The 21,130-nt window shown below is 66.5% G+C and carries 21 protein-coding genes; 4 read left to right on the top strand and 17 right to left on the bottom strand.

The features are described 5' to 3' along the window. Window positions 1-77: 77 nt before the first annotated feature. Together ACX3PH_RS12935 and ACX3PH_RS12930 are read right to left on the bottom strand one after the other, a co-directional pair. Window positions 78-1,358: a dihydrolipoamide acetyltransferase family protein gene (locus ACX3PH_RS12935; RefSeq protein ID WP_459093096.1), complete on the bottom strand. Its 1,281-nt coding sequence runs from the start codon at window positions 1,356-1,358 to the stop codon at window positions 78-80. Next, window positions 1,358-3,544, bottom strand: a complete 2,187-nt coding sequence (locus ACX3PH_RS12930; protein WP_459093095.1) for an alpha-ketoacid dehydrogenase subunit alpha/beta — start codon at window positions 3,542-3,544, stop codon at window positions 1,358-1,360. Before ACX3PH_RS12930 ends, ACX3PH_RS12935 begins: the two co-directional genes overlap by 1 nt. A 156-nt stretch (window positions 3,545-3,700) precedes the next feature. Between ACX3PH_RS12930 and ACX3PH_RS12925 the strand changes: the two genes are divergently transcribed. Together ACX3PH_RS12925 and ACX3PH_RS12920 are read left to right on the top strand one after the other, a co-directional pair. Then, window positions 3,701-4,279: a VOC family protein gene (locus ACX3PH_RS12925; RefSeq protein ID WP_459093094.1), complete on the top strand. Its 579-nt coding sequence runs from the start codon at window positions 3,701-3,703 to the stop codon at window positions 4,277-4,279. After that, window positions 4,252-4,956: a GntR family transcriptional regulator gene (locus tag ACX3PH_RS12920; protein ID WP_459093093.1), complete on the top strand. Its 705-nt coding sequence runs from the start codon at window positions 4,252-4,254 to the stop codon at window positions 4,954-4,956. The genes ACX3PH_RS12925 and ACX3PH_RS12920 overlap by 28 nt, the downstream gene beginning before the upstream one ends. A gap of 24 nt (window positions 4,957-4,980) precedes the next feature. On the opposite strand, the gene ACX3PH_RS12915 is transcribed toward ACX3PH_RS12920, so the two are convergent. The 12 genes from ACX3PH_RS12915 to ACX3PH_RS12860 form a co-directional block, all read right to left on the bottom strand. Further along, window positions 4,981-5,688, bottom strand: a complete 708-nt coding sequence (locus ACX3PH_RS12915; RefSeq protein WP_459093092.1) for an SDR family oxidoreductase — start codon at window positions 5,686-5,688, stop codon at window positions 4,981-4,983. Next, complete coding sequence (locus ACX3PH_RS12910; protein ID WP_459093091.1) at window positions 5,685-6,581, bottom strand: cupin domain-containing protein; 897 nt, start codon at window positions 6,579-6,581, stop codon at window positions 5,685-5,687. Before ACX3PH_RS12910 ends, ACX3PH_RS12915 begins: the two co-directional genes overlap by 4 nt. Next, window positions 6,578-7,519, bottom strand: a complete 942-nt coding sequence (locus tag ACX3PH_RS12905) for an NAD(P)-dependent oxidoreductase (RefSeq protein WP_459093090.1) — start codon at window positions 7,517-7,519, stop codon at window positions 6,578-6,580. Before ACX3PH_RS12905 ends, ACX3PH_RS12910 begins: the two co-directional genes overlap by 4 nt. Before the next feature lie 10 nt (window positions 7,520-7,529). Beyond that, window positions 7,530-8,237 carry an ABC transporter ATP-binding protein gene (locus tag ACX3PH_RS12900; protein WP_459093089.1) on the bottom strand — a complete coding sequence of 236 codons (708 nt, stop codon included), beginning with the start codon at window positions 8,235-8,237 and terminating at the stop codon, window positions 7,530-7,532. A gap of 2 nt (window positions 8,238-8,239) precedes the next feature. After that, the gene (locus tag ACX3PH_RS12895) at window positions 8,240-9,058 is read right to left on the bottom strand and encodes an ABC transporter ATP-binding protein (RefSeq protein WP_459093088.1); all 819 of its coding nucleotides are present in this window, start codon (window positions 9,056-9,058) and stop codon (window positions 8,240-8,242) included. 83 nt (window positions 9,059-9,141) lie between these two features. Then, window positions 9,142-10,422 (bottom strand): ABC transporter substrate-binding protein, encoded by a 1,281-nt coding sequence (locus ACX3PH_RS12890; RefSeq protein ID WP_459093087.1) that lies wholly within the window; start codon window positions 10,420-10,422, stop codon window positions 9,142-9,144. Window positions 10,423-10,434: 12 nt separating this feature from the next. Further along, window positions 10,435-11,460 carry a branched-chain amino acid ABC transporter permease gene (locus ACX3PH_RS12885; RefSeq protein ID WP_459093086.1) on the bottom strand — a complete coding sequence of 342 codons (1,026 nt, stop codon included), beginning with the start codon at window positions 11,458-11,460 and terminating at the stop codon, window positions 10,435-10,437. Next, the gene (locus tag ACX3PH_RS12880) at window positions 11,457-12,326 is read right to left on the bottom strand and encodes a branched-chain amino acid ABC transporter permease (protein WP_459093085.1); all 870 of its coding nucleotides are present in this window, start codon (window positions 12,324-12,326) and stop codon (window positions 11,457-11,459) included. Before ACX3PH_RS12880 ends, ACX3PH_RS12885 begins: the two co-directional genes overlap by 4 nt. A 169-nt stretch (window positions 12,327-12,495) precedes the next feature. Continuing rightward, entirely contained in the window at window positions 12,496-13,500 is a 1,005-nt protein-coding gene (gene rlmB, locus ACX3PH_RS12875) for a 23S rRNA (guanosine(2251)-2'-O)-methyltransferase RlmB (RefSeq protein ID WP_459093084.1), read from the bottom strand. A gap of 43 nt (window positions 13,501-13,543) precedes the next feature. Beyond that, window positions 13,544-14,962 carry a cysteine--tRNA ligase gene (gene cysS / locus ACX3PH_RS12870; RefSeq protein ID WP_459093083.1) on the bottom strand — a complete coding sequence of 473 codons (1,419 nt, stop codon included), beginning with the start codon at window positions 14,960-14,962 and terminating at the stop codon, window positions 13,544-13,546. 112 nt (window positions 14,963-15,074) lie between these two features. Next, window positions 15,075-16,241 (bottom strand): 2-C-methyl-D-erythritol 4-phosphate cytidylyltransferase, encoded by a 1,167-nt coding sequence (gene ispD, locus ACX3PH_RS12865; RefSeq protein WP_459093082.1) that lies wholly within the window; start codon window positions 16,239-16,241, stop codon window positions 15,075-15,077. 94 nt (window positions 16,242-16,335) lie between these two features. After that, on the bottom strand, window positions 16,336-16,818 hold the full coding sequence (locus ACX3PH_RS12860) for a CarD family transcriptional regulator (RefSeq protein WP_459093081.1): 483 nt from the start codon (window positions 16,816-16,818) through the stop codon (window positions 16,336-16,338). A gap of 195 nt (window positions 16,819-17,013) precedes the next feature. On the opposite strand from ACX3PH_RS12860, the gene ACX3PH_RS12855 reads away from it, so the two are divergent. Continuing rightward, a complete protein-coding gene (locus tag ACX3PH_RS12855; protein ID WP_459093080.1) occupies window positions 17,014-17,478 on the top strand; it encodes a hypothetical protein in 465 nt (154 codons plus the stop codon). Between the two features lie 37 nt (window positions 17,479-17,515). On the opposite strand, the gene ACX3PH_RS12850 is transcribed toward ACX3PH_RS12855, so the two are convergent. Then, entirely contained in the window at window positions 17,516-18,199 is a 684-nt protein-coding gene (locus ACX3PH_RS12850) for a response regulator (protein WP_459093079.1), read from the bottom strand. After that, complete coding sequence (locus ACX3PH_RS12845) at window positions 18,196-19,350, bottom strand: sensor histidine kinase (RefSeq protein ID WP_459093078.1); 1,155 nt, start codon at window positions 19,348-19,350, stop codon at window positions 18,196-18,198. Before ACX3PH_RS12845 ends, ACX3PH_RS12850 begins: the two co-directional genes overlap by 4 nt. A 172-nt stretch (window positions 19,351-19,522) precedes the next feature. Between ACX3PH_RS12845 and phoU the strand changes: the two genes are divergently transcribed. Continuing rightward, a complete protein-coding gene (gene phoU / locus ACX3PH_RS12840) occupies window positions 19,523-20,176 on the top strand; it encodes a phosphate signaling complex protein PhoU (RefSeq protein ID WP_459093077.1) in 654 nt (217 codons plus the stop codon). 159 nt (window positions 20,177-20,335) lie between these two features. Here phoU and ACX3PH_RS12835 read toward each other — a convergent pair whose 3' ends face one another. Next, a complete protein-coding gene (locus ACX3PH_RS12835; RefSeq protein ID WP_459093076.1) occupies window positions 20,336-21,079 on the bottom strand; it encodes a phosphoglyceromutase in 744 nt (247 codons plus the stop codon). Window positions 21,080-21,130: the final 51 nt, after the last annotated feature.

The following is a 21,130-nucleotide window of genomic DNA, read 5'->3' as shown; positions in this document are numbered from 1 at the left end:
CGCTTTTCGTCCGCCCCAATCGCTCAATGTCTGAGCTGAGGAGCAAGCCGTCCATTCCCAGACGCGACCCGGGGCAACTAGATGAGGATGCTCACCGGGTTCTCGATGCGAGCGACGAAGGCTGCCAGCCACTCGGCGGCGAGCGCGCCGTCGAGCACTCGATGATCGGCCGACAGGGTCACCGTCATCACGTTCGCGACCGTGAGCTCGCCATCCGCCCCCACCACCGGGCGCGGCGACGCAGCCCCCACGGCGAGGATCCCGGCTTGCGGTGGGTTGATGATGGCCGAGAACTCCCGCGTTCCGTACATCCCGAGGTTGGAGACCGCGAACGATCCGCCCTCCAGCTCGTGCTGCTTGAGCCTGCCGTCGCGTCCACGTCCGGCCAGGTCGCGGATGCTCGCCGCCAGTTCGGTCAGCGTCAGCCGGTTCACGGCGCGCACCACCGGTGTCACCAGGCCGCCGGGGATGGCGACCGCGATTGCGATATCGACATCCTCGAACCGCCGGATCGCGTCATCCGTCCAGATGGCGTTGGCGTCCGGGACATCCGCGAACGCCGCCGCGGCAGCCTTCACCACGAAGTCGTTCACCGACACCTTGTCGCTGGCCGCGTCGTTGACCCGCTTGCGCAGCTGCAGCAGTTCGTCGACCCGGCAGTCCGCGGTCAGGTAGAAGTGCGGGATGGTGCCCTTACTCTCGGTAAGGCGGCGGGCAATGGCCCGACGCATCCCGGTGTGCGGAACATCGGTGAACCCGCCGGCGCTCACTGGCGCTGCCTTCGGTTCCGGCTTGGTGCCGGCTTCCAGTCCCTCGATATCACGGCGGACAATACGTCCACCAGGGCCGGTGCCTTTCACCGCGCTCAGGTCAAGACCCTGCTCGCGGGCCATTCGGCGCACCAGCGGGCTGGCGAAGAGCCGCTCGCCGTCAGCGCGGGGGGCGGGCACCGCAGCATCCGGTTCGGTCTGAGCCTGCGGCTCGACATCGAGGTTTTCCGGGTCGGTGGAGGCAGTCGTCACCCCATCGACCGCAATCGTCTCCGGTGCAGCCACTTCGGTATCGTCGTCGGGCGCGGCACCGGTGTCGACGGCGGCGAGCGCCTCCTCCGCCGTCTCGCCCGGCCCGGCCAGCACCGCGATGGGGGTGCCGACCGAGACCTGCACGCCGACCTCGATGAGGAGCCCGGCGAGCGTCCCAGCCTGCTCCGCCTCGTATTCGACCGTCGCCTTCTCGGTCTCCACTTCGGCCAGCGGTTGCCCGACGGTGATCTCGTCGCCTGGAGAGACCAGCCAGCTTTGCAGGGCCGCCTCGGTGGCGCCGGTCAGCACCTCCGGCATCCGGATGAGGATGGCCATCACTTGCCTCCCATTCCGGCTCGGATCCGCTCGAGGCCGGCGACGACCTCGTCGGTACGGGCGATCGCCGCACGCTCCAGCACCTTGGAGATGCTGGGGCTTGCCTCACCGCCGGTGACGCGTTCGATGGGCTGGTCCAGCCAGTCGAAGAAGCGGCGCTGGAGCTCGTCGGCGAGCCAGGCGCCATAGGAGGTTCCCCTCGCGCCCTGTTCGACGATCAGCACGCTGTTGGTCTTGCGGATGCTCTCACCGAGAGTGTCCCAGTCGATGGACGCGCGGTCCAGCCAGCGCAGGTCGATGACCTCCGCGTCCATGCCAGCCTGTTCGACGGCTTCCAGGCAGTGCTGAACCATGGACAGGTAGCTGATGACCGTCACGTCGTTGCCTGCGCGGCGGATGCCGGCTTTGCCGAAAGGCAGGAGGTAGTCGAGGTCGCCAGCCGGGACCTCCTGCTTCTGGCCGTAGAGGTCGACATGCTCGATGACGAGCACGGGATCCTGCAATTGCAGGGCGGCATTCATGAGTCCGATGTAGTCAGCGGCGGTCGACGGGGCGACGATGCGCCATCCGGGGCTGGTGGCGAAGATGCCGGCCGGGTCCATCAGGTGCTGGGAACCGTAGCCGGAGCCCATGGCGACCTTGGTGCGGAGCACGAGCGGCACCGGGTTCTCGCCCCCGAACATGTGACGCGCCTTGCCGATCTGGTTGAAGACCTGGTCGGCGGCCACCCACATGAAGTCCGGGTACATGAACTCGACCACCGGGCGGAAGCGTCCGTCCAGCGCCATTCCTCCGCCGAGCCCGGCGAAGGCGTTCTCGCTGATCGGTGTGCCCAGCACGCGGCCGGGGTACGCGGCTGAGAGTCCCTTGGTTGCCCCGTTGGTTCCACCGGCGAGTCGGTGAACGTCCTCTCCGAGCACGATGATGCGCTCGTCCTCGTGCATGCGGCGGCCCATCACTTCGGCGACGGCGTCGACGAATCGCTTCTCCTCGGTGTCACCGGTGTAGTCGAGCGGGTCGAGGGTGCGCGCGTCGGCCAGCTCGCTGGCATCCCCGCGCAACCCGACATCGACGAAGGAGGCGTCTGGCCACAGGGTGGCGATGATGCGACGCTTGCCCGCGGCATCCGGGTCCGCCTCCAGCAGTTCACCTGCCGCGGCGCGCATGGCGGCCTGGGCCTGCTCGCGTACGCCGGCGACGATCTCCTCGGTGATGAGCCCGAGCTTGATCATCTCGCTGGCGACCCGGGTGAGCGGGTCGCGGTAACGCCAGGCAGCCTCTTCTTCCTTGGTGCGGTAGCCGAAGGCACTTCCCGGGTATGGGCCGTTCTGGTGGAAGAACCGGTATACCTCGGCCTCGATGATGGCCGGGCCCCCGCCGGACCGCATCACTTCTTCAGCCTGCTGGGTTGCGAGGTAGACGGCGAGCGGGTCCATCCCGTCCACCTGCCAGGATGGAATGCCGAATCCGAGCCCGCGCGCCGACAGCCGCGGCTCACCGGTTGCCTCGTTGACGTGGGTGGAGACCGCGTACAGGTTGTTCTCGATGAAGAAGCCGAGTGGCAGTTTCCAGGCGGATGTCAGGTTCATCGACTCGAGGACGGAGCCGATGTTCGTGGCGCCGTCACCGAAGTAGCTCATCGTGAAGTCGGTGGTTCCGGCGTTCTTCTGCGCCCAGGCGTGCCCGGCGCCGAGCGGCACTCCCCCGCCGACGATGGCGTTGGTGCCGAGCGCTCCCGCCTCGAACCACTGCAGGTGCATCGACCCGCCTCGGCCACGGCAGAAGCCCTGGGCAAGCCCGAGGATCTCGGCCAGGGTGCGCTGCAGTACCGATTGGAGGTCGCTGGTGACCAGGGCGTCGAGGTCGAGCTTGCCCTGCGAGACGTAGGTGATCGCCTTGGCCAGGAATTGGTGATGGCCGCGGTGCGAGCCGTTGATGGCATCCGTCGCCCGCATGCCGACGATGGAGCCGACGGCGCCGCCCTCCTGGCCGATGCTCGAATGGGCCGGGCCGTGCACCAGGCCTTCGGCAGCGAGCTCGAGAACGGTCTCCTCGAAGGCGCGGATGAGGTGGAGTTCGCCGAGCATGGTGGTCAGCAGTTGCGGGTCGGCTGCTTTCCAGTCATCCGCCGTCGTCGACAGGCGCACCCACGGCTGGGCCGGGTCCAGGCGTTGCACTTCGGGCATGACTACCTCTCTCCGTTGACAGGCCTCCGTTGGCAGGACGTGCGGCCCCAGGGGCGTGCGAGCAGAGTTCCTTCAGGCCAGCATACGTCCGTATTGAATCCAATGGCAAGAGACTTTAGGGAATTGTGCCATGCTTTGCTGCGCAATCGTGCTCCAATGAATACAATCGCAGTATCCGCCATGATTGAGGTGAGCAGAGAGGCTACCGCGATGGGACTACCAGGACTACGGGGAACCGAACATGTGGGCTTCACCGTTCCCGACCTCGACGAGGCCGACGACTTCTTCGTCAACGTCATCGGATGCGAGCGGGTGTACTCGCTCGGCCCCTTCCAATCCGACGACGACTGGATGCTGGAGCACCTGAACGTGCACCCCCGCACCGTCATGAGGCAGCTGAACTTCTACCGGTGCGAGTTCGGCCCCAACTTCGAGGTCTTCCAGTTCGAGGCGGCGGATGCCCAGCGCGAGCAGCCGAGGAACAGTGACCTCGGCGGTCATCACCTCGCCTTCTACGTCGACGACCTCGATGCTGCCGTTGCCCACCTGCGCGCCCACGGCATCCGGATCCTGGGTGAACCGACGGCAAGCAGGAATGCCAGCGAGGGCCAGCGCTGGGTCTACTTCCTGTCGCCGTGGGGCATGCAGTTCGAGTTGGTGAGCTTCCCGAACGGCAAGGCCTACGAGAAGACCGCCCGCGTCAAGCTGTGGAATCCAGCACGATCGGCGGAGTAGCCGTGAGCCTGGTCAAGTCCGAGCACGGCGCATCCGCGCACCGTATCGCCGACGGTCTGCGAGAATCCATCCTCGACGGGGAGATCGGTCCGGGCGAGCGCGTGCGCCAGGAGATGGTCGCGGCCCGGTATGGTGCCAGCCGCGTTCCGGTGCGCGAAGCCCTGAGGATCCTGGAGGCCGAGGGCCTGGTCACCCTGGTCGCCAACACCGGTGCCTGGGTGTCCCGCCTCAGCCTGGCCGAGTGCGAGGAGCTGTACCAGATTCGGGAACGCATCGAGCCGCTGCTGCTTCGATTCAGCGTGCCCAACCTGACCGGGGAGAACGTGGCCGAGCTTCACCGGTTGGCGGATGCGATGGAGAAGGGCGACGACGTCGAGGCGTTCCTGCGCCTGGACCGGGCCTTCCACTGGCTCAGCTACAGCGCCGCAGACACCAATGTGCTGGGCGAGACGGTGCAGCGGCTCTGGAACGCGACCCAGCACTACCGCCGGGCGTTCACCCGGCTGTTCACGGTGGAGGCCGACAAGACGGTACATCACGAGCACCACCTGATCGCCCACGCCATTGAGCGGCGCGACGTGGATGACGCAGAACGGATGCTGTACGGCCACATCAGGCGCACGCGCCTCGAACTGGCCAGGCACCCTGGCCTCTTCGAGCACTCCGGTACCGACTAGGAGCATCGGTACCGGAACGCCGGATCAGGTGACGCGCCAGCCCCGGTCGACGTAGATGCTCGTGCCCGAGATCCCGCGGTTGCGCAAGAGGAACTGCACGGCGTCCACCACATCCGCCATGGTCGCCAGCTGTCCACCTGGCGTTCGCGCCTGGTAACCGTCGAGCACGCCGTCCGGCTTCGTCTTCCAGAACGGGCTGTCCCCGATGATGCCGGGGTGGATGGCGTTGATGCGGATGGGCGCCAACTCGAGGGCGAGCGTCGTGACCATTCCCTCGACACCGCCGTTGATCGTCGACACCGTCGTCGACCCCGGATACGGGAGGTCCTTGGCGCGACCACCGAACAGCACGATCCCGGTGTCGACGGATGCCGCCATCCGGTCGGTGAGGGCGTGGATGGTTTCGGTGTAACCGACCAGCTTGAGCGTCACCAGGCGGATCGCCCGCGCGATGTCGTAGTCGCGGACGGTATTCGCGTCACGCTCGATGGCGGCCAGCACCAGGCCGTTCACCTCCCCGACCTCGGTCAGCCCGGCCGCGATCGACTCCGGCTCGGAGAGGTCGATTGCAACCCCGGTTGCGCCTTCACCGAGGGACGCGGCAATCTCCCTGGCCTTGCCGAGGTCCCGACCGGACAACACAACTTTGTCGCCTCGGGCGAGGGTGTCCCTGGCAAGCTCCAGTCCGATTCCGGACGTACCGCCAATGATGACGATCGTGCGTTTGCTCATTTCTCCTCCTTCAATTGCTCCGCGAGGTAGTTCCAGTCGCGGGCGAAACGGTATGCGTGACGTGGGGGCATCTGAGGGGATTGGGTCTCCAGCCAGCGCACCGGTGCGCCGACCGCCGAAAAGGAGTGAACGCATCCGACGGCGGCCCAGGCGATGTCACCTGGACGAAGCCGGAACTGCTCACCGTCGAAGGTGGCATCCACGTCGCCATCGACGATGAGGTACGCCTCCTCGAGCGGATGATCGTGGGGACCGGCCACCCCGTCCGGTTCGTACTGCACCATGAACATCGTCGAGAGGACGGCGCCGAGGTCGGAGTCGACCATCATTTTCAGCGAGATCCCGCTGTAGACGAGTAATGCGGTGCGCATGCTGGCAGACATCGCCAGGTTCGCCTGCGATTGCCGGCCGGGGTCCATCTGTTCTGGGGTGATCGCACCGAACGACCGGGTGCGCGGGTCCCGGGGGTCTACGCGCACCGGCGCCGCATCCGCGAGTTCGGGCACCCGGAAGGTGTCGTAGCCGTGACGCTCGCGCGGCGCTGGGCTGAACACGTCGGACCAGACGGCTACGGCGTCGCCGGTCGCACGCCAGGCGTGGGGCACGCCGATCGGGATGACGCCGTAGTCGCCGGCCACCAGTTCGACGGTGGCCTCCGGGGTGGCGAGGATGACCGAGCCTTCAAGCAGGTGGAAGCTCTCCTCGAACGAGTGAACGTGTGTGGGGGTGAACCCGCCGGGCGCAAGCCTGCTGATGCCGAAGTCGGTGTGCACTGCCCCCTGGTGCTCCCCCACCGGGTTCCATCGGGTGAGCCCCTCGGCTCCAGGGGCGAGTGCGCCGATCGGCGCATAGTGGGCGTCGTCGCCCCGGCCCACCACGAATCGAGCGGTCATGCGATCCCCTGTTCAGCTGTCAGTCCGTCGCCGACGGCGACTCCTTCGGGTTCGAGTTCCAGTCCGGCGCCGCGGGCCACGGTGAGCAGGAGCGTTGCGAAGTCCAATTCGGTGTTGCCGCTTCCGACCTCCTGCGCGACGATCTGCCTGGTTGCCGAGGCTATCGGCATCGGCACGGCCAGACGGTGTGCAGCGTCGAGGCCCAGGTCGAAGTCCTTCTGCAACAGAACGTTCGTGAAGGTGGGCGTGAAGTCGAGGTTGACCAGCGCCGGGGTCTTGTACCGGGTGAAGACCGAGCCCATCACCGAGTCGTTGAGGAAGGTGAGGAAGTCCGAGCGCTTGACCCCGCCCCTCTCGGCCAGCACGGTGACCTCGGCCAGGGTCTGGGTGACTACGCCGAGCAGGATGTTGTGGGCGATCTTGACCAGTCGCGCCACCTCCCCTTCGCCCACCCAGGTCACCCGCTGGCCGAAATGCTGCAGCACCGGTTCGGCCTCCTCGAAGGCCCGGCGTGGGCCGGACACCGCCACCGTCAGCTTGCCGGCCGCGATGACGGCTGGGTTCCCGCTCACCGGCGTGGCGAGGAAGGCGCTTCCGCGGGCCTCGATCTCGGTGCGCAGAATGGCACTCGTCTCGATCGAGACCGTGGACGAGTCCGCGATGATGCGCGGGATCAGGTCACCGCTCAGCAGCCCGTCGGGCCCGAGCATGACCTGCTCGAGGTCCTTCGAGGCTGCCACCATGCTGAACACCACATCGCGATCGGCCAGGTCGGCCGGCCGGGCCACCAGGGTTGCCCCACGGTCGATCAGGGGTTGCACCTTCGCCTGGGTGCGGTTGTACACCGCGACGTCGTAACCGGCATCGATCAGGCGGGTGGCAAGCTGGACGCCCATCCGCCCGGCCCCGATCCAGCCGATCCTCATGGAAGCGGTCATGTTGTCGCCCTCACAGTCCGAGATGCTTGTGGATCGGCGACGAGTCGACCAGCAGGTCGGCGGATGCTCCCGACCAGCTGAGGCGGCCATGTTCGCCGAGGATGAAGACCCGGTCGCTCAGCGAGAGGGCCAGGTCGACGTTCTGTTCCGCCACCAGCACGGCCAGCCCGGTCTGCCGCAACTCCTGCAGCCGGTCTTCGATGATCCGCAGCACGGCAGGCGCCAGGCCTTCAGACGGTTCGTCCATGATGAGCAGTCGCGGGTTGGTCATCAACGCCCGCCCGATGGCGAGCATCTGCTGCTCGCCGCCGGAAAGCGTTCGCGCCTGGGACCCCGACCGTTCCTTCAACCGGGGAAAGAACTCGTAGACCCGAGTCGTCGTCCAGCTGCCCTCAGCCGGTCGGCGCTTGCCGACGACGGCCAGGTTCTCTTCGACGGAGAGACTGCCGAAAATCCGCCGCCCCTGCGGAACCAGCCCGACGCCCGCCCTGGCAATGCGCTGCGGTGGGGCACCAACCATGTTCTTGCCGTCCAGGCGGATGCTGCCGGAGACGACCGTCGGCGGCGTGAGCCCGCACAAGGCCCGTACCAGGGTGGTCTTGCCCATTCCGTTGCGACCGAGCAGGGCCACCGTCTCGCCCTCGGCGACCGACAGGGAAACGCCGTCGAGCACCTGGGCTGTGGCGTACGAGACCTTGAGGTCGGTGACTTCGAGCACGGTCACTTCCTCCGGCCGAGGTAGACGGACTGGACCGTGTCGTTGGCGCGGATCTCGTCGGGCGTTCCGTAGGCGAGCGTCGTTCCGTTGTCGAGGCACAGCACTCGCTCCACCAATTCGAGCGCGAGCGACATGTCGTGCTCGATCAGCAGGAAGGTCACGTCCTTCGGCAGCTCTTCCAGCATGGCGCGAAGCACCGCCCGCTCCGCTGCGGAAAGTCCGGCGGCCGGCTCATCGAGCAGGATCAGGCGCGGCCGGGTCACGAGCGCCATGGCGATTTCGACCTGGCGCTGCTCACCGTGGGAGAGCAACGAGACGGTCTCCTTCGCGCGGGACTGCAAGCCGACCCGGTCGACAGCCTCAGCCACCCGGTCGGCGAAATCGTCGGACTTCCGCAGCGGGGCCCAGAATCGGCGGCTGGCAGGCGTCCCGACCATGGCGGCGATGCGGATGTTCTGCTCGACGGTGCAAGTGGGAAACAGGTTGGAAACCTGGAAGGTGCGGGACAATCCCCGGCGGGCCCTCGCCCGCTCACTGAGCTGCGACACGTTCTCGCCGAACAGGGTGACGGTTCCGCTGGTCGGTTTCATCTCACCGGCGATGGTGCGGAACAGTGTCGTCTTGCCTGCACCGTTCGGGCCGATGACGGCGAGTCTGCCGCCGGCCGGGAGCACGACGCTCACGTCGTTCACCGCGGTCAGGCCGCCGAACTTCTTGGTGACACCCCTCAGGACCAGCGCCGCGGCATCCGGGTCGACGAGATCGGCTCCTGGCAGCGCGCCGACCGAAAGCACTGCTGGCGACTGTGAGCTCGGCGTCATTGTCGTGCCTTCCGTTTCTGTGCTGCTGCGCCGGTGTTCCGGGAGGCGATTGCCGCCCGGAACACCGGTTCCAGCGGTGGGTGTTACTGGTTGGTGAAGCTCTGGCTGAATGTCGGGTTCGCCAGCCACTCCTCCGGGTCGAAGGTCCAGAACTGGCTGACATCCTCGTAGGTCTTGTCGACCGCGTTCCAGAGTTTCCCGTCGTCGCGCTTCTCAACCGTGTTCACGTAGAGCGGTGCAACGATTCCGTTGTACTCATCGAACGAGACGTCGCCCCAGACCAGGTCGTCGGACTCAGGCGCCGCCGTCTTGATCGCATCGATCAGGTCGGTGCCGGTCAGCTTCTCGCTGCCTGCGTTCGACAGCGCCTTATCGAGCAACTGCGCGGTCAGGTACGCGCCGGAGGCGTAGACGGATGGAACAACGCCGTAAGCCGCCTCGTACGCCTCACGGAACTCCACATTCACCGGTTCGTCGGAGTCCTCGGCGTAGTAGGTGACCGAGTGCACGCCGATGGCGATGTCACCCACCTGCTCCAGCGGCGCGGCACTCGTGGTCGCAGCACCCGTGATGATCGGCGTGCTGTCGAGCACTCCAAAGTCATTGGCCGCCTGAAGGAAGCCGATGGCATCCGTTCCACCGGTTGTACCGGTGAAGATGACGTCGACGTCAGCGCTGGCCAGCTGAGTCATGTAGGTGCTGAGGTCCGCGGTTCCCGGCGGGTACCAGAGACGCTCGGTGATCTCTCCACCGGCGGCCAGGTATGCACTGGAGAATCCGCCACAGTTGTCCCACCCGAATGCGTAGTCCGGGCAGATCGTCGCTGCGGTCTCGTAGCCCTCATCCGCGGCCCACTGTCCGGCTGCGAAGGTGATCTGGCTGCCGGCGAACGCACCCGTGCGCAGGACGTACGGGCTTGACTGACGTTGGGTGAGGTCGTCAGCGGACGTCTGGGTGAGATCCGCCACCTCGGCCTGGTTGGCGTAGTCGGCCACCGCGAGGGAGTTGTTCGCCAGGATCGGCCCGACCAGGAGGTCGACGTTCACCTCTTCAACCAGGCGGGTGGCCTTGTTGAGCGCCGTCTCGGCGTCGCTCGCGTCGTCCTCGTAGATGGACTCGATGGTGAACTCGCCGGAGGTGTTGTCGTGCTGCTCCCAGTACAGGTCCCAGCCCCTCTTCATGTCGGCACCGAATGCCGCGGCGAATCCGGTCTCCGACGCGATCAGGCCGACCTTGACCGCGCCCGCCGTTCCGGTGTCTTCCTCCTCGTTCTCAGCACCGGGGGGCGCGCACGATGCGAGTGCCAGCGTGGTGGCGACCGCCGCCACCACGGCCATGCTTCGGATGGGAATGCGACTGTGCATTTGTCTAACCCTTCACTCTTGCTTACTTGGGAATTTCGCTGCTTCGCGTTCACGGGAACGCTTTTTCTCCATCCGCTCACCGGTCCAGGAGACGAGTGAGTGGAAACCTCCGACCAGGCCCTTGGGCGCCAGGATCACGGATGCGATGAACAGCAGCCCGAGCACGGTTTCCCACCGGTCGAAGTAGCTGCTGAGCACCTGCTGGATGAGGATCACCAGGGCGGCCCCGACCAGAGGGCCGCTCAGCGTTCCGAGGCCACCCAGCACGACCATGATCAGGGCGAGCGCTGAGGCGATGAAGTCGCCGATCGGCGGGCTGACGAACTCCGCCCGCCAGACCAGCAGTACGCCGGCGGTGCCTGCGAACAGCCCGGAGAGCATCATCGCGCCGAACTTGTAGGCGGCGATCGAGTAGCCGATGCTGCGCATGCGACTCTCACTGTCGCGAATACCGCGCAGCACCAGCCCGAATGGCGATCGGGAGATGACCCAGAGGAGCGCCGTGACGACGACGAAGACGGCCAGAACCGCGAAGTAGAAGGTCCAGTAGTCGCTGATGGTTTCCGGGCGGCGGATGCCGGACAGCCCGTTGTCTCCTCCGGTCACCGCCGACCAGCGGTAGGCGATGCCGTAGCAGATCATGCCGGCCGCCAGGGTGACCATGAGGAAGAACACGCCGTGGGTGCGCATTGATACAAGGCCGAACATGGCACTCACCAGCAGGGTCATAGCGAGCGCGATGAGCAATTGCATCCAGATCTCATGGCCCTGCTTTGACGACCACGCCAACCCGTAACCGGCAGCCGCGGCGATGCCGGCATGCCCGAGCGAGACCAGCCCGCCGTCGCCGGCGAGCAGGTTGATGCTTGCCGCGAAGATCGCGGAGGCGAGGATCAGCGATGCCAGGTTCACGTAGTAGCCGGTGACGATGTACGGGAGCGCGACGGCGAACGCCAGCAGCACGCCACTGGCAATCCAACGCGTGGCGCCTCCCCGGCGCGGCCGCTGGTCGATGAACCTCTCGGTGAGCGCGCTCATGAGACCTTCCCAAACAGTCCCTGTGGCCGCAGGACCAGCACGATTGCCATCGGCGCGAAGATGGTGAAGTACGACAGTTCGGGGATGAAGGCTTTTGCGAAGGCGTCGATGAGTCCGATCAGCACTGCGCCGGCGGCCGCCCCTCCGACGCTCCCGAGTCCGCCGATGATGACGACGACCATGGCGTAGAGCAGGATCTCGGTTCCCGAGTACGGGGTGAAACTCACCAGCCCGGAGCCGATCACGCCGGCGGCTCCGGCCAGGAGCGCACCGAAGGCGAACACCCCGGTGAACACCTTGTCGATGCCGATGCCCATGGCAGCGGCCATCTCGCGGTCGTCGACGCCGGCGCGGACGATGGCTCCAAGTCGGGTCTTGCGCTGCAGCACGAACAGCAGGACGCCGATCACCACGGTGACCGCGATGACGAACAGCCGGTACTGCGGGTAGGCGAAGTCCCCGAGGATGAAGGCTCCGGATGGCGCGCCCCCGCTCGACGAGCTCACGGTCTTCGCGTCGCCCCCGAATAAGGCGAGCACCACGTCGGTGAGCACGAACAGCACTCCGACCGTGACCAGAACCTCAGGCATCTCCTTGTTGCGCACCCGGCGGAGCAGGCCGAGCTCAACGATGAGCCCGATGACGGCCGCGACGACGGCACCGCAGAGCAGGGCAAGCCAGAAGTTGTGCGTTGCCGTGACGACGACCATCGCCACGTACGCGCCGATCACATAGAAGGCGCCGTGAGCGAGGTTGGAGATCCGCATGAGACCGAAGATGAGCGTGAACCCGCTCGCGACCAGGAACAGCAGCGCGCCGAAGCTCAGCCCGTTCAGGGCCAGTTGAATCACCAGTACTGCGTCCACGCAACTCCCTCGTCGCGTCGAGCCCGGGTAGGACTCTCCGTTCAGTAGAGATTACCCTATGTTCAGTACAGCTTACCAACGTTCTTTGACGCGGCCCGGGTTTCTGCGGTCGCCAAAGGCGCCACAAGGTGTGGCTCTTGACACCGTTGGGAGGCCTTCCGGCTTGCGACTACTTCCCGGAAGCGCGCTGCCTGGAAATCTCGTACAGGGTGACGCTGGCGGCGATTCCCGCGTTGAGCGACTCCGTCGATGCGCTGATCGGAATCGAGACCACCGCATCGCAGGTCTCGGTCACCAGGCGGGACAAGCCCTTGCCCTCGCTGCCGACGACAACGACAACGGGCTCCTTCGACCAGGTCAGCCCGGGAAGCGACACGTCGCCTCCCCCGTCGAGGCCCAACACGAACACGCCGCGCTCCTTCAACGCCTTGAGCGTCTGGGTCAGGTTGCTGGCCATGGCCACCGGTGTGCGGGCAGCCGCACCGGCCGAGGTCTTCCAAGCCGATGCGGTCACACCGACAGAACGACGCTGCGGCACGATCACGCCCTGCCCGCCGAAAGCTGCAGTCGAGCGGATGATCGCGCCCAGGTTGCGCGGGTCGGTGATGCCGTCGAGGGCGACGAACAGGGGAACCTGCCCGCGGGAGATCACCTTGTCGAGCAACTCGATCGGGTGCGCGTATTGGTACGGCGGAACCTTCAACGCCAGCCCCTGGTGAACCGAGTCGAACCCGGCCAGCCGGTCGAGCTCCGGCCGCATGACCTCCAGGATGGGCAGGCCGCGCTTGGTGGCGATCGACATGACCTCCTTGACGCGGTCGTCGTACTCGATGCGGGTCGCCACATACAGCGCGGTGGCCGGGATCTTCGCGCGGAGTGCCTCGAGCACCGAGTTGCGGCCGGTAACCACCTCGATGTCTTCTGACTGCTTGGGGCGTGACTGGCGCTGGGGCCGCTGGCCGGCATCCGCTGGTTTACGCCCACCGCGTTTCTCGGCCAGGCGATCCTGGGCGACCTTGCGCTTGCCGGCCGGGTGGTACGGGCGGTCCTCCGCCTTCGGGGTGGGCTTCTTGCCTTCGAGCGCCTGGCGTCCCTGCCCGCCGGAGCCGACCTGGGGGCCGCGGCGCGTTTTGCGCACGGCACCCGCCCGGGGCTTGTTTCCGCTGCTCTTCATGATTCTCAATTCCTGATTTGGCTGCTGCAGGCATTCTGCATTGTCAGTCTGTGCCGAGGCTCCAATGGGAACCACCCGGGGTGTCCTCGATCTGGATGCCGGCCGCCGTCAACTCGTCGCGGATGCGATCGGCAGACGCGAAGTCCTTCGCCTTGCGGGCGGCATCGCGGTCTTCGAGCAACTTCTCGACCAGCGCAGACAGTGCACCGGCGGTCGGCTCGTTGGTGGCAGTCTGCCACTCTACGGCCAGTGGGTTGATTCCGAGAACTTCTGCCATGGCGAGCACCTCGCCGGACAATGTGGCGACCGCGCCCAGGTCTTCCGCGTCGAGGGCAGCATTGCCGGCACGGACGTGCTCGTGCAGCACTGCCATCGCCTGTGGAATGGCGAGATCGTCATCCATTGCCTCGGCGAACTCCTCCGGTACCTGCTGCAGGGCCTTGCCGGCGAAACGGGTATCGGCCAGCCTGCGCTCTGCACGGTCCAGGAATACCTCGATGCGCTCGAGGGCGGCCTCCGCCTCCACCAATGCGCCGTCGTGGTAGTCGATCGTCGAGCGGTAGTGCGCCGACCCCAGGTAGTAGCGGACGACCAGCGGGCGGGCCAGCTCGAGGAACTCGGCGGCGTAGATCGAGTTGCCGAGCGACTTGCTCATCTTCTGCCCGCCGATGTTCACCAGCCCGTTGTGAACCCAATAGGTGGCGAACCGGTCGCCGGCCGCAGTCGACTGCGCCAGCTCGTTCTCGTGATGCGGGAAGCGCAGGTCGAGCCCGCCGCCGTGAATGTCGAACCGGTCGCCGAGGTAACGCGCCGCCATAGCGGAGCACTCAATGTGCCAGCCCGGCCGTCCCCTGCCCCACGGCGAAGGCCAGGCGGCGGATGCCGGCTCGGTCGGCTTGTGGCCCTTCCAGAGGGCGAAATCACGCGGGTCCTTCTTGCCACGCGGGTCCGCATCCGCTGCCGGTGCCATGTCGGCCGGCTTCTGCCGGGTGAGCGTGCCGTACTGCGGCCAACTGGCGGTATCGAAGTAAACGTCACCAGAGCCATCCGCTGCCGGGTAGGCGTTGCCGCCATCGATCAGGCGCTGGATCAGCTCCTGCATTTGACCGACGCTCGCGGTCGCGCGCGGCTCATAGGTTGGGGGAAGGATGCCCAGCCGGTTGTACCCGGCGGTGAACTCCAGCTCGTAGCGGTAGGCGAGGGCCCACCACTCCTCACCGTCGTCAGCTGCGTCGAGGATCTTGTCGTCGATGTCGGTCACGTTGCGCACCAGCGTTACGCGGTAGCCGCGATAGCTCAGCCACCGGCGCCACTGGTCGTAGACGAGCGCCGACCGCAGGTGGCCGATGTGCGGCGATGACTGCACCGTGGGACCGCAGACGTAGATTCCAACCTGCCCAGGGACGAGGGGAACCAGGTCGGTCAGCTCCTGGGATTTGGAGTCATAGAGGCGCACGGTCATGCCCTAAGCCTATTTGGTGCGCCCAAGCATCCCGAGACCGCAGTTCCGGCTCGAAAACGCAGGAAGGTTGGGCCGAAACTGCGGTCTCGCGGAAGGAAGAGGAAGGAGGAGGTCAGGGAGTGCGGTTGAGGAGGGCGGTGGCGATCACAAGGATGCCCTCGCTGCGGCCGGTGAAGCCGAGGCCGTCCGCCGTCGTCGCGGCGATGCTGACGGATGCTCCCACCAGGCCGCTGAGGTACGTTTCCAACTCGGTGCGGCGAGACGCGAGCTTCGGCCGGTTGCCCAGCACCTGCACGGCGACGTTGCCGATCGTGAACCCGGAACCGGTGACCAGCCGCACGGTCTCGCTCACGAACACATCGCCGTGGGCACCCTTCACCCGCTCCTCTGTCGTGCCGAAGCGTCCGCCGATGTCACCCAGCCCGGCAGCCGAGAGCAGGGCGTCGCAGATGGCGTGGCAGAGGGCATCGCCGTCGCTGTGCCCGGCCAGTCCGGGCTCATCCGGCCAGTAGAGCCCGCCCAGCCACAGCGGGCGGTCATCGTCGAACGCGTGGATGTCCATGCCGACGCCGGTGCTGACCGATGGCGCACCACCGGTCAGGGTTTCCGCCCGGCGCAGGTCCCACGCCGTGGTGATCTTGAAAGCGAGGGGATCGCCGTCCACGACCGTCACGTCGTGCCCAGCCGCGGAGAACAGGGCGGCGTCGTCGGTGAACTCCTGGTCTGCATCCGCATAGGCGGCGGCGAGTGCTGCGCGGGGAAACCCCTGCGGGGTCTGCACCGCAACCAGGCTGGACCGGTCGAGGGTGCGCTGCACCGTACCGATGGCGTCCTTCTGCTTGATGGTGTCGCTGACCGGGAGGCCGGGAACAACGCCGGCACCAAACTCGCGAACGCGCGCGATCACCGCATTGAACAGCGCGGGAGGGGTGAAAGCGCGAGCGGCGTCGTGGACGAGAACGGTCTCGGCGTCCGGGTGCAGCGCCGCGAGCCCGCTGGCAACCGAGTCCTGCCTGGTTGTCCCGCCGGCGACCGTCGTCAGGTAGACGGCGGCGGGCCCGGCGACGGCCTTGCCGATGCGCCTCGCGTCATCGAGGTGGGATTCCGGCGCGACCACGACCACCTGCACAGGCTCGGCGATCCCGAAAATCGATTCGAGGGCGTGCGCCAGGATGCTGTGGCCGCCCACCGTGACGAACGCTTTCGGTTCCGGGCGCTCCAGTCGGGAGCCCGAGCCGGCAGCGACAACAATGACGGCAACCCGCGGCGCATTACTCATGCGTCGAGGTTAGCGCGACCAATGCTGGTCGAGTTCGTCGAGACCTCGCCTGGAAGAACCTCGATGAGGTCTCGACAAGCTCGACCAGCGTTAGCTAGGAGGCCAGCACCTCGTCGAGAACGCTGGACGCCTTCTCTTCGTCGGTCTTCTCGGCCAGTGCCAGCTCGGAGATCAGGATCTGGCGTGCCTTGGCCAGCATCCGCTTCTCGCCGGCGGAAAGACCGCGGTCCTGGTCGCGGCGCCACAGGTCGCGAACGACCTCGGAGACCTTGATGACGTCGCCGGATGCCAGCTTCTCCAGGTTCGCCTTGTAACGGCGGGACCAGTTGGTGGGTTCCTCGGTGAACGGCGCGCGCAGCACCTCGAACACCTGGTCAAGGCCGTCCTGGCCGATGACATCGCGAACGCCGACCAGGTCGACGTTCTCGGCGGGAACCTCGATGGTCAAGTCACCCTGGGTGACATTGAGCTTCAGGTAGAGTTTTTCCTCGCCCTTGATGGTTCTTTTTTTGACCTCGGTGATTGTTGCGGCACCGTGGTGGGGGTAAACGACGGTTTCGCCGACCTCGAAAAGCATGGGTAAAGCTCCGTTCATTGACTACTAGAATACCACAGCGCCGGGGTCTCCCGCCGGGCCGGACGCCGGTCGCACCGCGACCTGGCCCCCGTTGGCCGGTAAGCTAAACTCTGTTCTGGCTTGCGCGGACAGCTCCGCAGCGGACCACCTGATCCGGTGGCCTGAAAAGCCCGTGACTACCCCCTGGAGGGCACTGTGAGAAGGCGCGCTGTCGCATCCGTTGCCGTGGCGGCCCTGGTGCTGCTCGGAACTTCTGCCTGCAACTTCGTCGCACCGCAGGCGACGCTCGACGTGTACGCGGCGAGCGACGGCACGGCAGCCACCATCGGCGATGTCAAGGTGCTCAACGCGATGCTGTTCACCGAGACCGGGGAAGAAGCGAACCTGGTCGCCAGTGTGGTCAACTCGTCGACCTCGCGGGTGCAGCTGAAACTGCAGTACGAGTCAGGCAGCGAGAAGATCGACAAGAAGTTCACCATCGGGGCGGGCGAAGTGCAGAACCTTGGTGGCAGCGGGCTTGACCTGGTGCTTGAAAACATCGATGCGAAGCCGGGCGACCTGTTCCCGATCTACCTGCAGTACGGCGACGCGGAGGGCAAGCAGCTGCTGGTTCCGGTGCTCGCCGGCGGGATGGACCACTACGCCGACCTGCTTCCGTAGGTTCCTGCTTCCGTAGGTTCGGCGCAGAACTCGCGGGTCAGGCCTCGAAACGGTAGCCGAGCCCTCGCACCGTGACGAGCAGTTGCGGCTCTGACGGCGACTCCTCGATGCGGGAGCGGATGCGCTTGATGTGCACGTCCAGCGTCTTGGTGTCGCCAAAGTAGTTCTCTCCCCAGACGCGGTCGATCAGCTGCCCGCGGGTCAGTACCCGGCCGGCGTTGCGCATGAGCACCTCGAGCAGGTCATATTCCTTCAACGGGATGGCGATGTCCTCGCCGGCGACCGCGACCGTGTGGCGCTCGAGGTCCATCCGCACCGGGCCGATCTCGATGACGGTGTCCCCGTCGTCGTCGCCGTCGTCGACGCGACGCCGCATCACCGCGCGGATGCGTGCCAGCAGTTCCCGGGTCGAGTACGGCTTGGTCACGTAGTCGTCCGCCCCCAGCTCCAGCCCGACCACGATGTCGACCTCGCTGTCTTTGGCGGTCAGCATGATGATCGGAACCTGGGACTGCATCCGCACCCGCCTGCACACCTCGGTGCCGGAGATCCCGGGCAGCATCAGGTCGAGGAGGATGAGGTCGGCGCCGTTCGCCTCGAACTCTGCCACCGCCTTCAACCCGTCGTCGGCCACCACCGTTTCGTAGCCCTCACGTTCCAGCAGGTAGGCCAGCGGTTCGCTGAGGGAACGCTCGTCCTCGACGATCAGGATGCGGGTCAAGAAATCTCCTTAAGCTCAGTTGCCCCGGCGTCGCTCGCCTCGGGAAGTCGGATGGTGAACGTCGATCCGCTGCCCAGCTGCGACCACAGCCGCAGGTCGCCGCCGTGGTTCTGCACCACGTGCTTCACGATGCTGAGGCCCAGTCCGGTGCCGCCGGTGTGCCGGGACCGCGCATCGTCGATGCGGTAGAACCGCTCGAACACGCGGTCGCGTTCCGCCTCGGGGATGCCGGGGCCCTGGTCGGTGACGGCGATCTCCACGACACCGTTCGTCGCGCTCACCCCGACGCCCACCCGCGACCGCTTCTGCGAATACTGCACCGCGTTCGAGATGAGGTTGTCGAGTGCGACCACCAGCAGTGCCTCATCGCCGTACACCTGCGCCCCGGCGTCGCCGCCGCTGGCGATGGTGACGTGGTTCGAGTCGGCGTGGACCCGGTTCTGGTCGATCGCCTGGGCGACCACGTTGTCGATGTCGACGACCGAGGGGGCGCCGAGCGCATCCGCCGCCTGCAGCCTCGACAGCTCGATGATCTCCTGCGTGATCCGGCCCAGCCGCTCCGACTCCTTGGTGAGCCGCTTGGCGAACTTGCGCACCTGCTCCGGGTCGTCGGATGCCGCCTGGAGTGCTTCGGCGAGCAGGCTCACCGCCCCGATCGGGGTCTTCAGCTCGTGGCTGATGTTGGCGATGAAGTCGCGCCGCACCTCCTCGAGCCGGTACGACTCGGTGCGGTCCTGGGCGAGCAGCAACACGTAGCGGGTGCCGAGCCTGGCCGCCCGGATGTGCAGGTGGATGTTCGCCTCACCGAACGGCCCGCGGGCGAGCTCGACGTCGTCGGTCTGCGGCTCGCCGCTGCGCCTCGCCTCGTCGACCAGCGCCACCAGCTCGGGGTGGATCAGGGACTGCCCCCACACGAGGCCGAGCGCGTGCGCCCCCGGGGACGTCTTCACCACGTTGTTCGACGGGTCGAGCACGACGCCGGCCGATTCGAGGGCGTCGAGAACCTGCCCGACACCGTCCGGAACCGCCCCGCTGACCACCTGAACGGCACGGTAACCGCGGCGCGCGGCGAAGTGCATCAGGGCGACCAGCCCGGCACCCACGGCAAGGCCGAAGACCAGCGACAGGGCCACCAGCAGGCTGGGATCCATGAGCACTAGACTAGTTACATCTCCGGCACGCCCACGCCGCCCAGATAGATCGGCACACGATTTCGGCGGTTGTTCACCAGGCAATCACCGAACGTTAACCTCCACCGGGCAGCATGGCGGAGATGGTGCGCGGGAACGTGCCCGCCCCAGAAGACGGCCCCGGGAGGGATCCATGCGCGCAGTATTCCAACAGGAGCTCGAAGAAGTACAGGAGCGCCTCGTCGAGATCGCGACGCTGGTTGCCGTTTCCATAGAGAACGCCACCCGCGCCTTCAACGAGTCGAACGTCACACTGGCCGAGCAGGTCATCGCCGACGACGACAAGATCGACGAGCTCACCGTCAACCTCGACGAGCTGGCCATCAACATCCTGGCCCGCCAGCAGCCGGTCGCCCGCGACCTGCGGATCGTCGTCAGCGCACTGCGCATCTCGGCATCACTCGAGCGGATGGGCGACATGAGCGAGCACATCGCCCAGCTGGCCCGGTACCGCTTCCCCGAGAAGGTCGTTCCGAAAACCCTGCGCGGCACGTTCGCCGAAATGGGGCAGCTCGATGTGACGATGGCCCGCAAGCTCACCGAGCTGCTCCGCACAGAAGACGTCCGCATCGCCGAAGAGATTCGCAACGAAGACGACAAGATCGACGCGCTGCACCTGAGCGTGTTTGACAAGGTGCTGGGCGAATCCTGGAAGGGCGGCGCTGAGGACACCGTTGACGCCACCCTGGCTTCGCGCTACCACGAGCGTTTCGCCGACCATGCGGTGTCGATCGCCAAGAAGGTGCAGTACCTCGCGACCGGCGATTGGGTCGCGGGCGACTACTAGGCACAGTCTCTGCCACTCACGCCTGAACCGCCGCCCGAGCACTGTGGTCACCTACAGTGCGGTCACCTACAGTGCGCGAGTCGGGTCAATGTGCGGGTGCGCGCCGAATGGCACCCACAGAACGACCCGATTCGGCAGCACCTCCGCGGTGCGGACGGGTTACTTCTTGCCCTGCGACGCCACCGCGGCCGCGCCAGCGGCTGCCGCCTCCGGGTCGAGGTACTCTGCCGCCTTCGTGGGGAGGAAGTCGTCACCCAGGTCGTAGACCAGCGGGATGCCGGTCGGGATGTTGAGCCCGACGATCTCGGAGTCCGAGACGTTGTCGAGGTGCTTGACCAGCCCGCGTAGCGAGTTGCCGTGCGCCGTCACCAGCACGGTCTTGCCGGTGGCCAGCTCGGGTTTGATGTCCGACTCCCAGTAGGGCAGCATCCGCTCGATGACGTCTTTGAGGCATTCGGTGCGCGGCAGGTCGTCGCCGAGTCCGGCGTACCGCAGGTCGTGCGCCTGCGAGAACTCGCTGTCGTCGTCGAGCGGTGGCGGCGGGGTGTCGAACGACCGGCGCCAGGCCATGAACTGCTCTTCACCGTACTTCTCGAGGGTCTCCGCCTTGTCGAGGCCCTGGAGGGCGCCGTAGTGACGCTCGTTGAGCCGCCAGCTGCGCTTGACGTCGATCCAGTCGCGATCGGCAGTCTCCAGCGCGAGGTTCGCTGTGTGGATGGCCCGCTTCAGCAGGCTGGTGAACTGGATGTCCGGCAGCAGGCCGGACTCGTCCAGAAGCTCACCGGCACGCCGGCCCTCCTCGCGACCGAGATCGGTCAGCGGAACATCCATCCAGCCGGTGAACTGGTTGCTCTTGTTCCAGGTGGACTGCCCGTGGCGGAGGAGAATGAGCTTGTAGGTCATGCACCAAGGGTAGCGAACCGGGTCTCGACACGCGTCCTCGCTTCGCTCGGG

The organism is Homoserinimonas sp. A520, assembly GCF_054489245.1.
This window is presented reverse-complemented; position numbering and strand designations above follow the sequence as displayed.

Bases quoted from the DNA above. Each gene is read 5' to 3' on its own strand.
- ACX3PH_RS12935 (WP_459093096.1), bottom strand. From the start codon at position 1,358: ATGGCCATCCTCATCCGGATGCCGGAGGTGCTGACCGGCGCCACCGAG.
- ACX3PH_RS12930 (WP_459093095.1), bottom strand. From the start codon at position 3,544: ATGCCCGAAGTGCAACGCCTGGACCCGGCCCAGCCGTGGGTGCGCCTG.
- ACX3PH_RS12925 (WP_459093094.1), top strand. From the start codon at position 3,701: ATGAATACAATCGCAGTATCCGCCATGATTGAGGTGAGCAGAGAGGCT.
- ACX3PH_RS12915 (WP_459093092.1), bottom strand. From the start codon at position 5,688: ATGAGCAAACGCACGATCGTCATCATTGGCGGTACGTCCGGAATCGGA.
- ACX3PH_RS12910 (WP_459093091.1), bottom strand. From the start codon at position 6,581: ATGACCGCTCGATTCGTGGTGGGCCGGGGCGACGACGCCCACTATGCG.
- ACX3PH_RS12905 (WP_459093090.1), bottom strand. From the start codon at position 7,519: ATGACCGCTTCCATGAGGATCGGCTGGATCGGGGCCGGGCGGATGGGC.
- ACX3PH_RS12895 (WP_459093088.1), bottom strand. From the start codon at position 9,058: ATGACGCCGAGCTCACAGTCGCCAGCAGTGCTTTCGGTCGGCGCGCTG.
- ACX3PH_RS12890 (WP_459093087.1), bottom strand. From the start codon at position 10,422: ATGCACAGTCGCATTCCCATCCGAAGCATGGCCGTGGTGGCGGCGGTC.
- ACX3PH_RS12885 (WP_459093086.1), bottom strand. From the start codon at position 11,460: ATGAGCGCGCTCACCGAGAGGTTCATCGACCAGCGGCCGCGCCGGGGA.
- rlmB (WP_459093084.1), bottom strand. From the start codon at position 13,500: ATGAAGAGCAGCGGAAACAAGCCCCGGGCGGGTGCCGTGCGCAAAACG.
- cysS (WP_459093083.1), bottom strand. From the start codon at position 14,962: ATGACCGTGCGCCTCTATGACTCCAAATCCCAGGAGCTGACCGACCTG.
- ispD (WP_459093082.1), bottom strand. From the start codon at position 16,241: ATGAGTAATGCGCCGCGGGTTGCCGTCATTGTTGTCGCTGCCGGCTCG.
- ACX3PH_RS12860 (WP_459093081.1), bottom strand. From the start codon at position 16,818: ATGCTTTTCGAGGTCGGCGAAACCGTCGTTTACCCCCACCACGGTGCC.
- ACX3PH_RS12845 (WP_459093078.1), bottom strand. From the start codon at position 19,350: ATGGATCCCAGCCTGCTGGTGGCCCTGTCGCTGGTCTTCGGCCTTGCC.
- phoU (WP_459093077.1), top strand. From the start codon at position 19,523: ATGCGCGCAGTATTCCAACAGGAGCTCGAAGAAGTACAGGAGCGCCTC.
- ACX3PH_RS12835 (WP_459093076.1), bottom strand. From the start codon at position 21,079: ATGACCTACAAGCTCATTCTCCTCCGCCACGGGCAGTCCACCTGGAAC.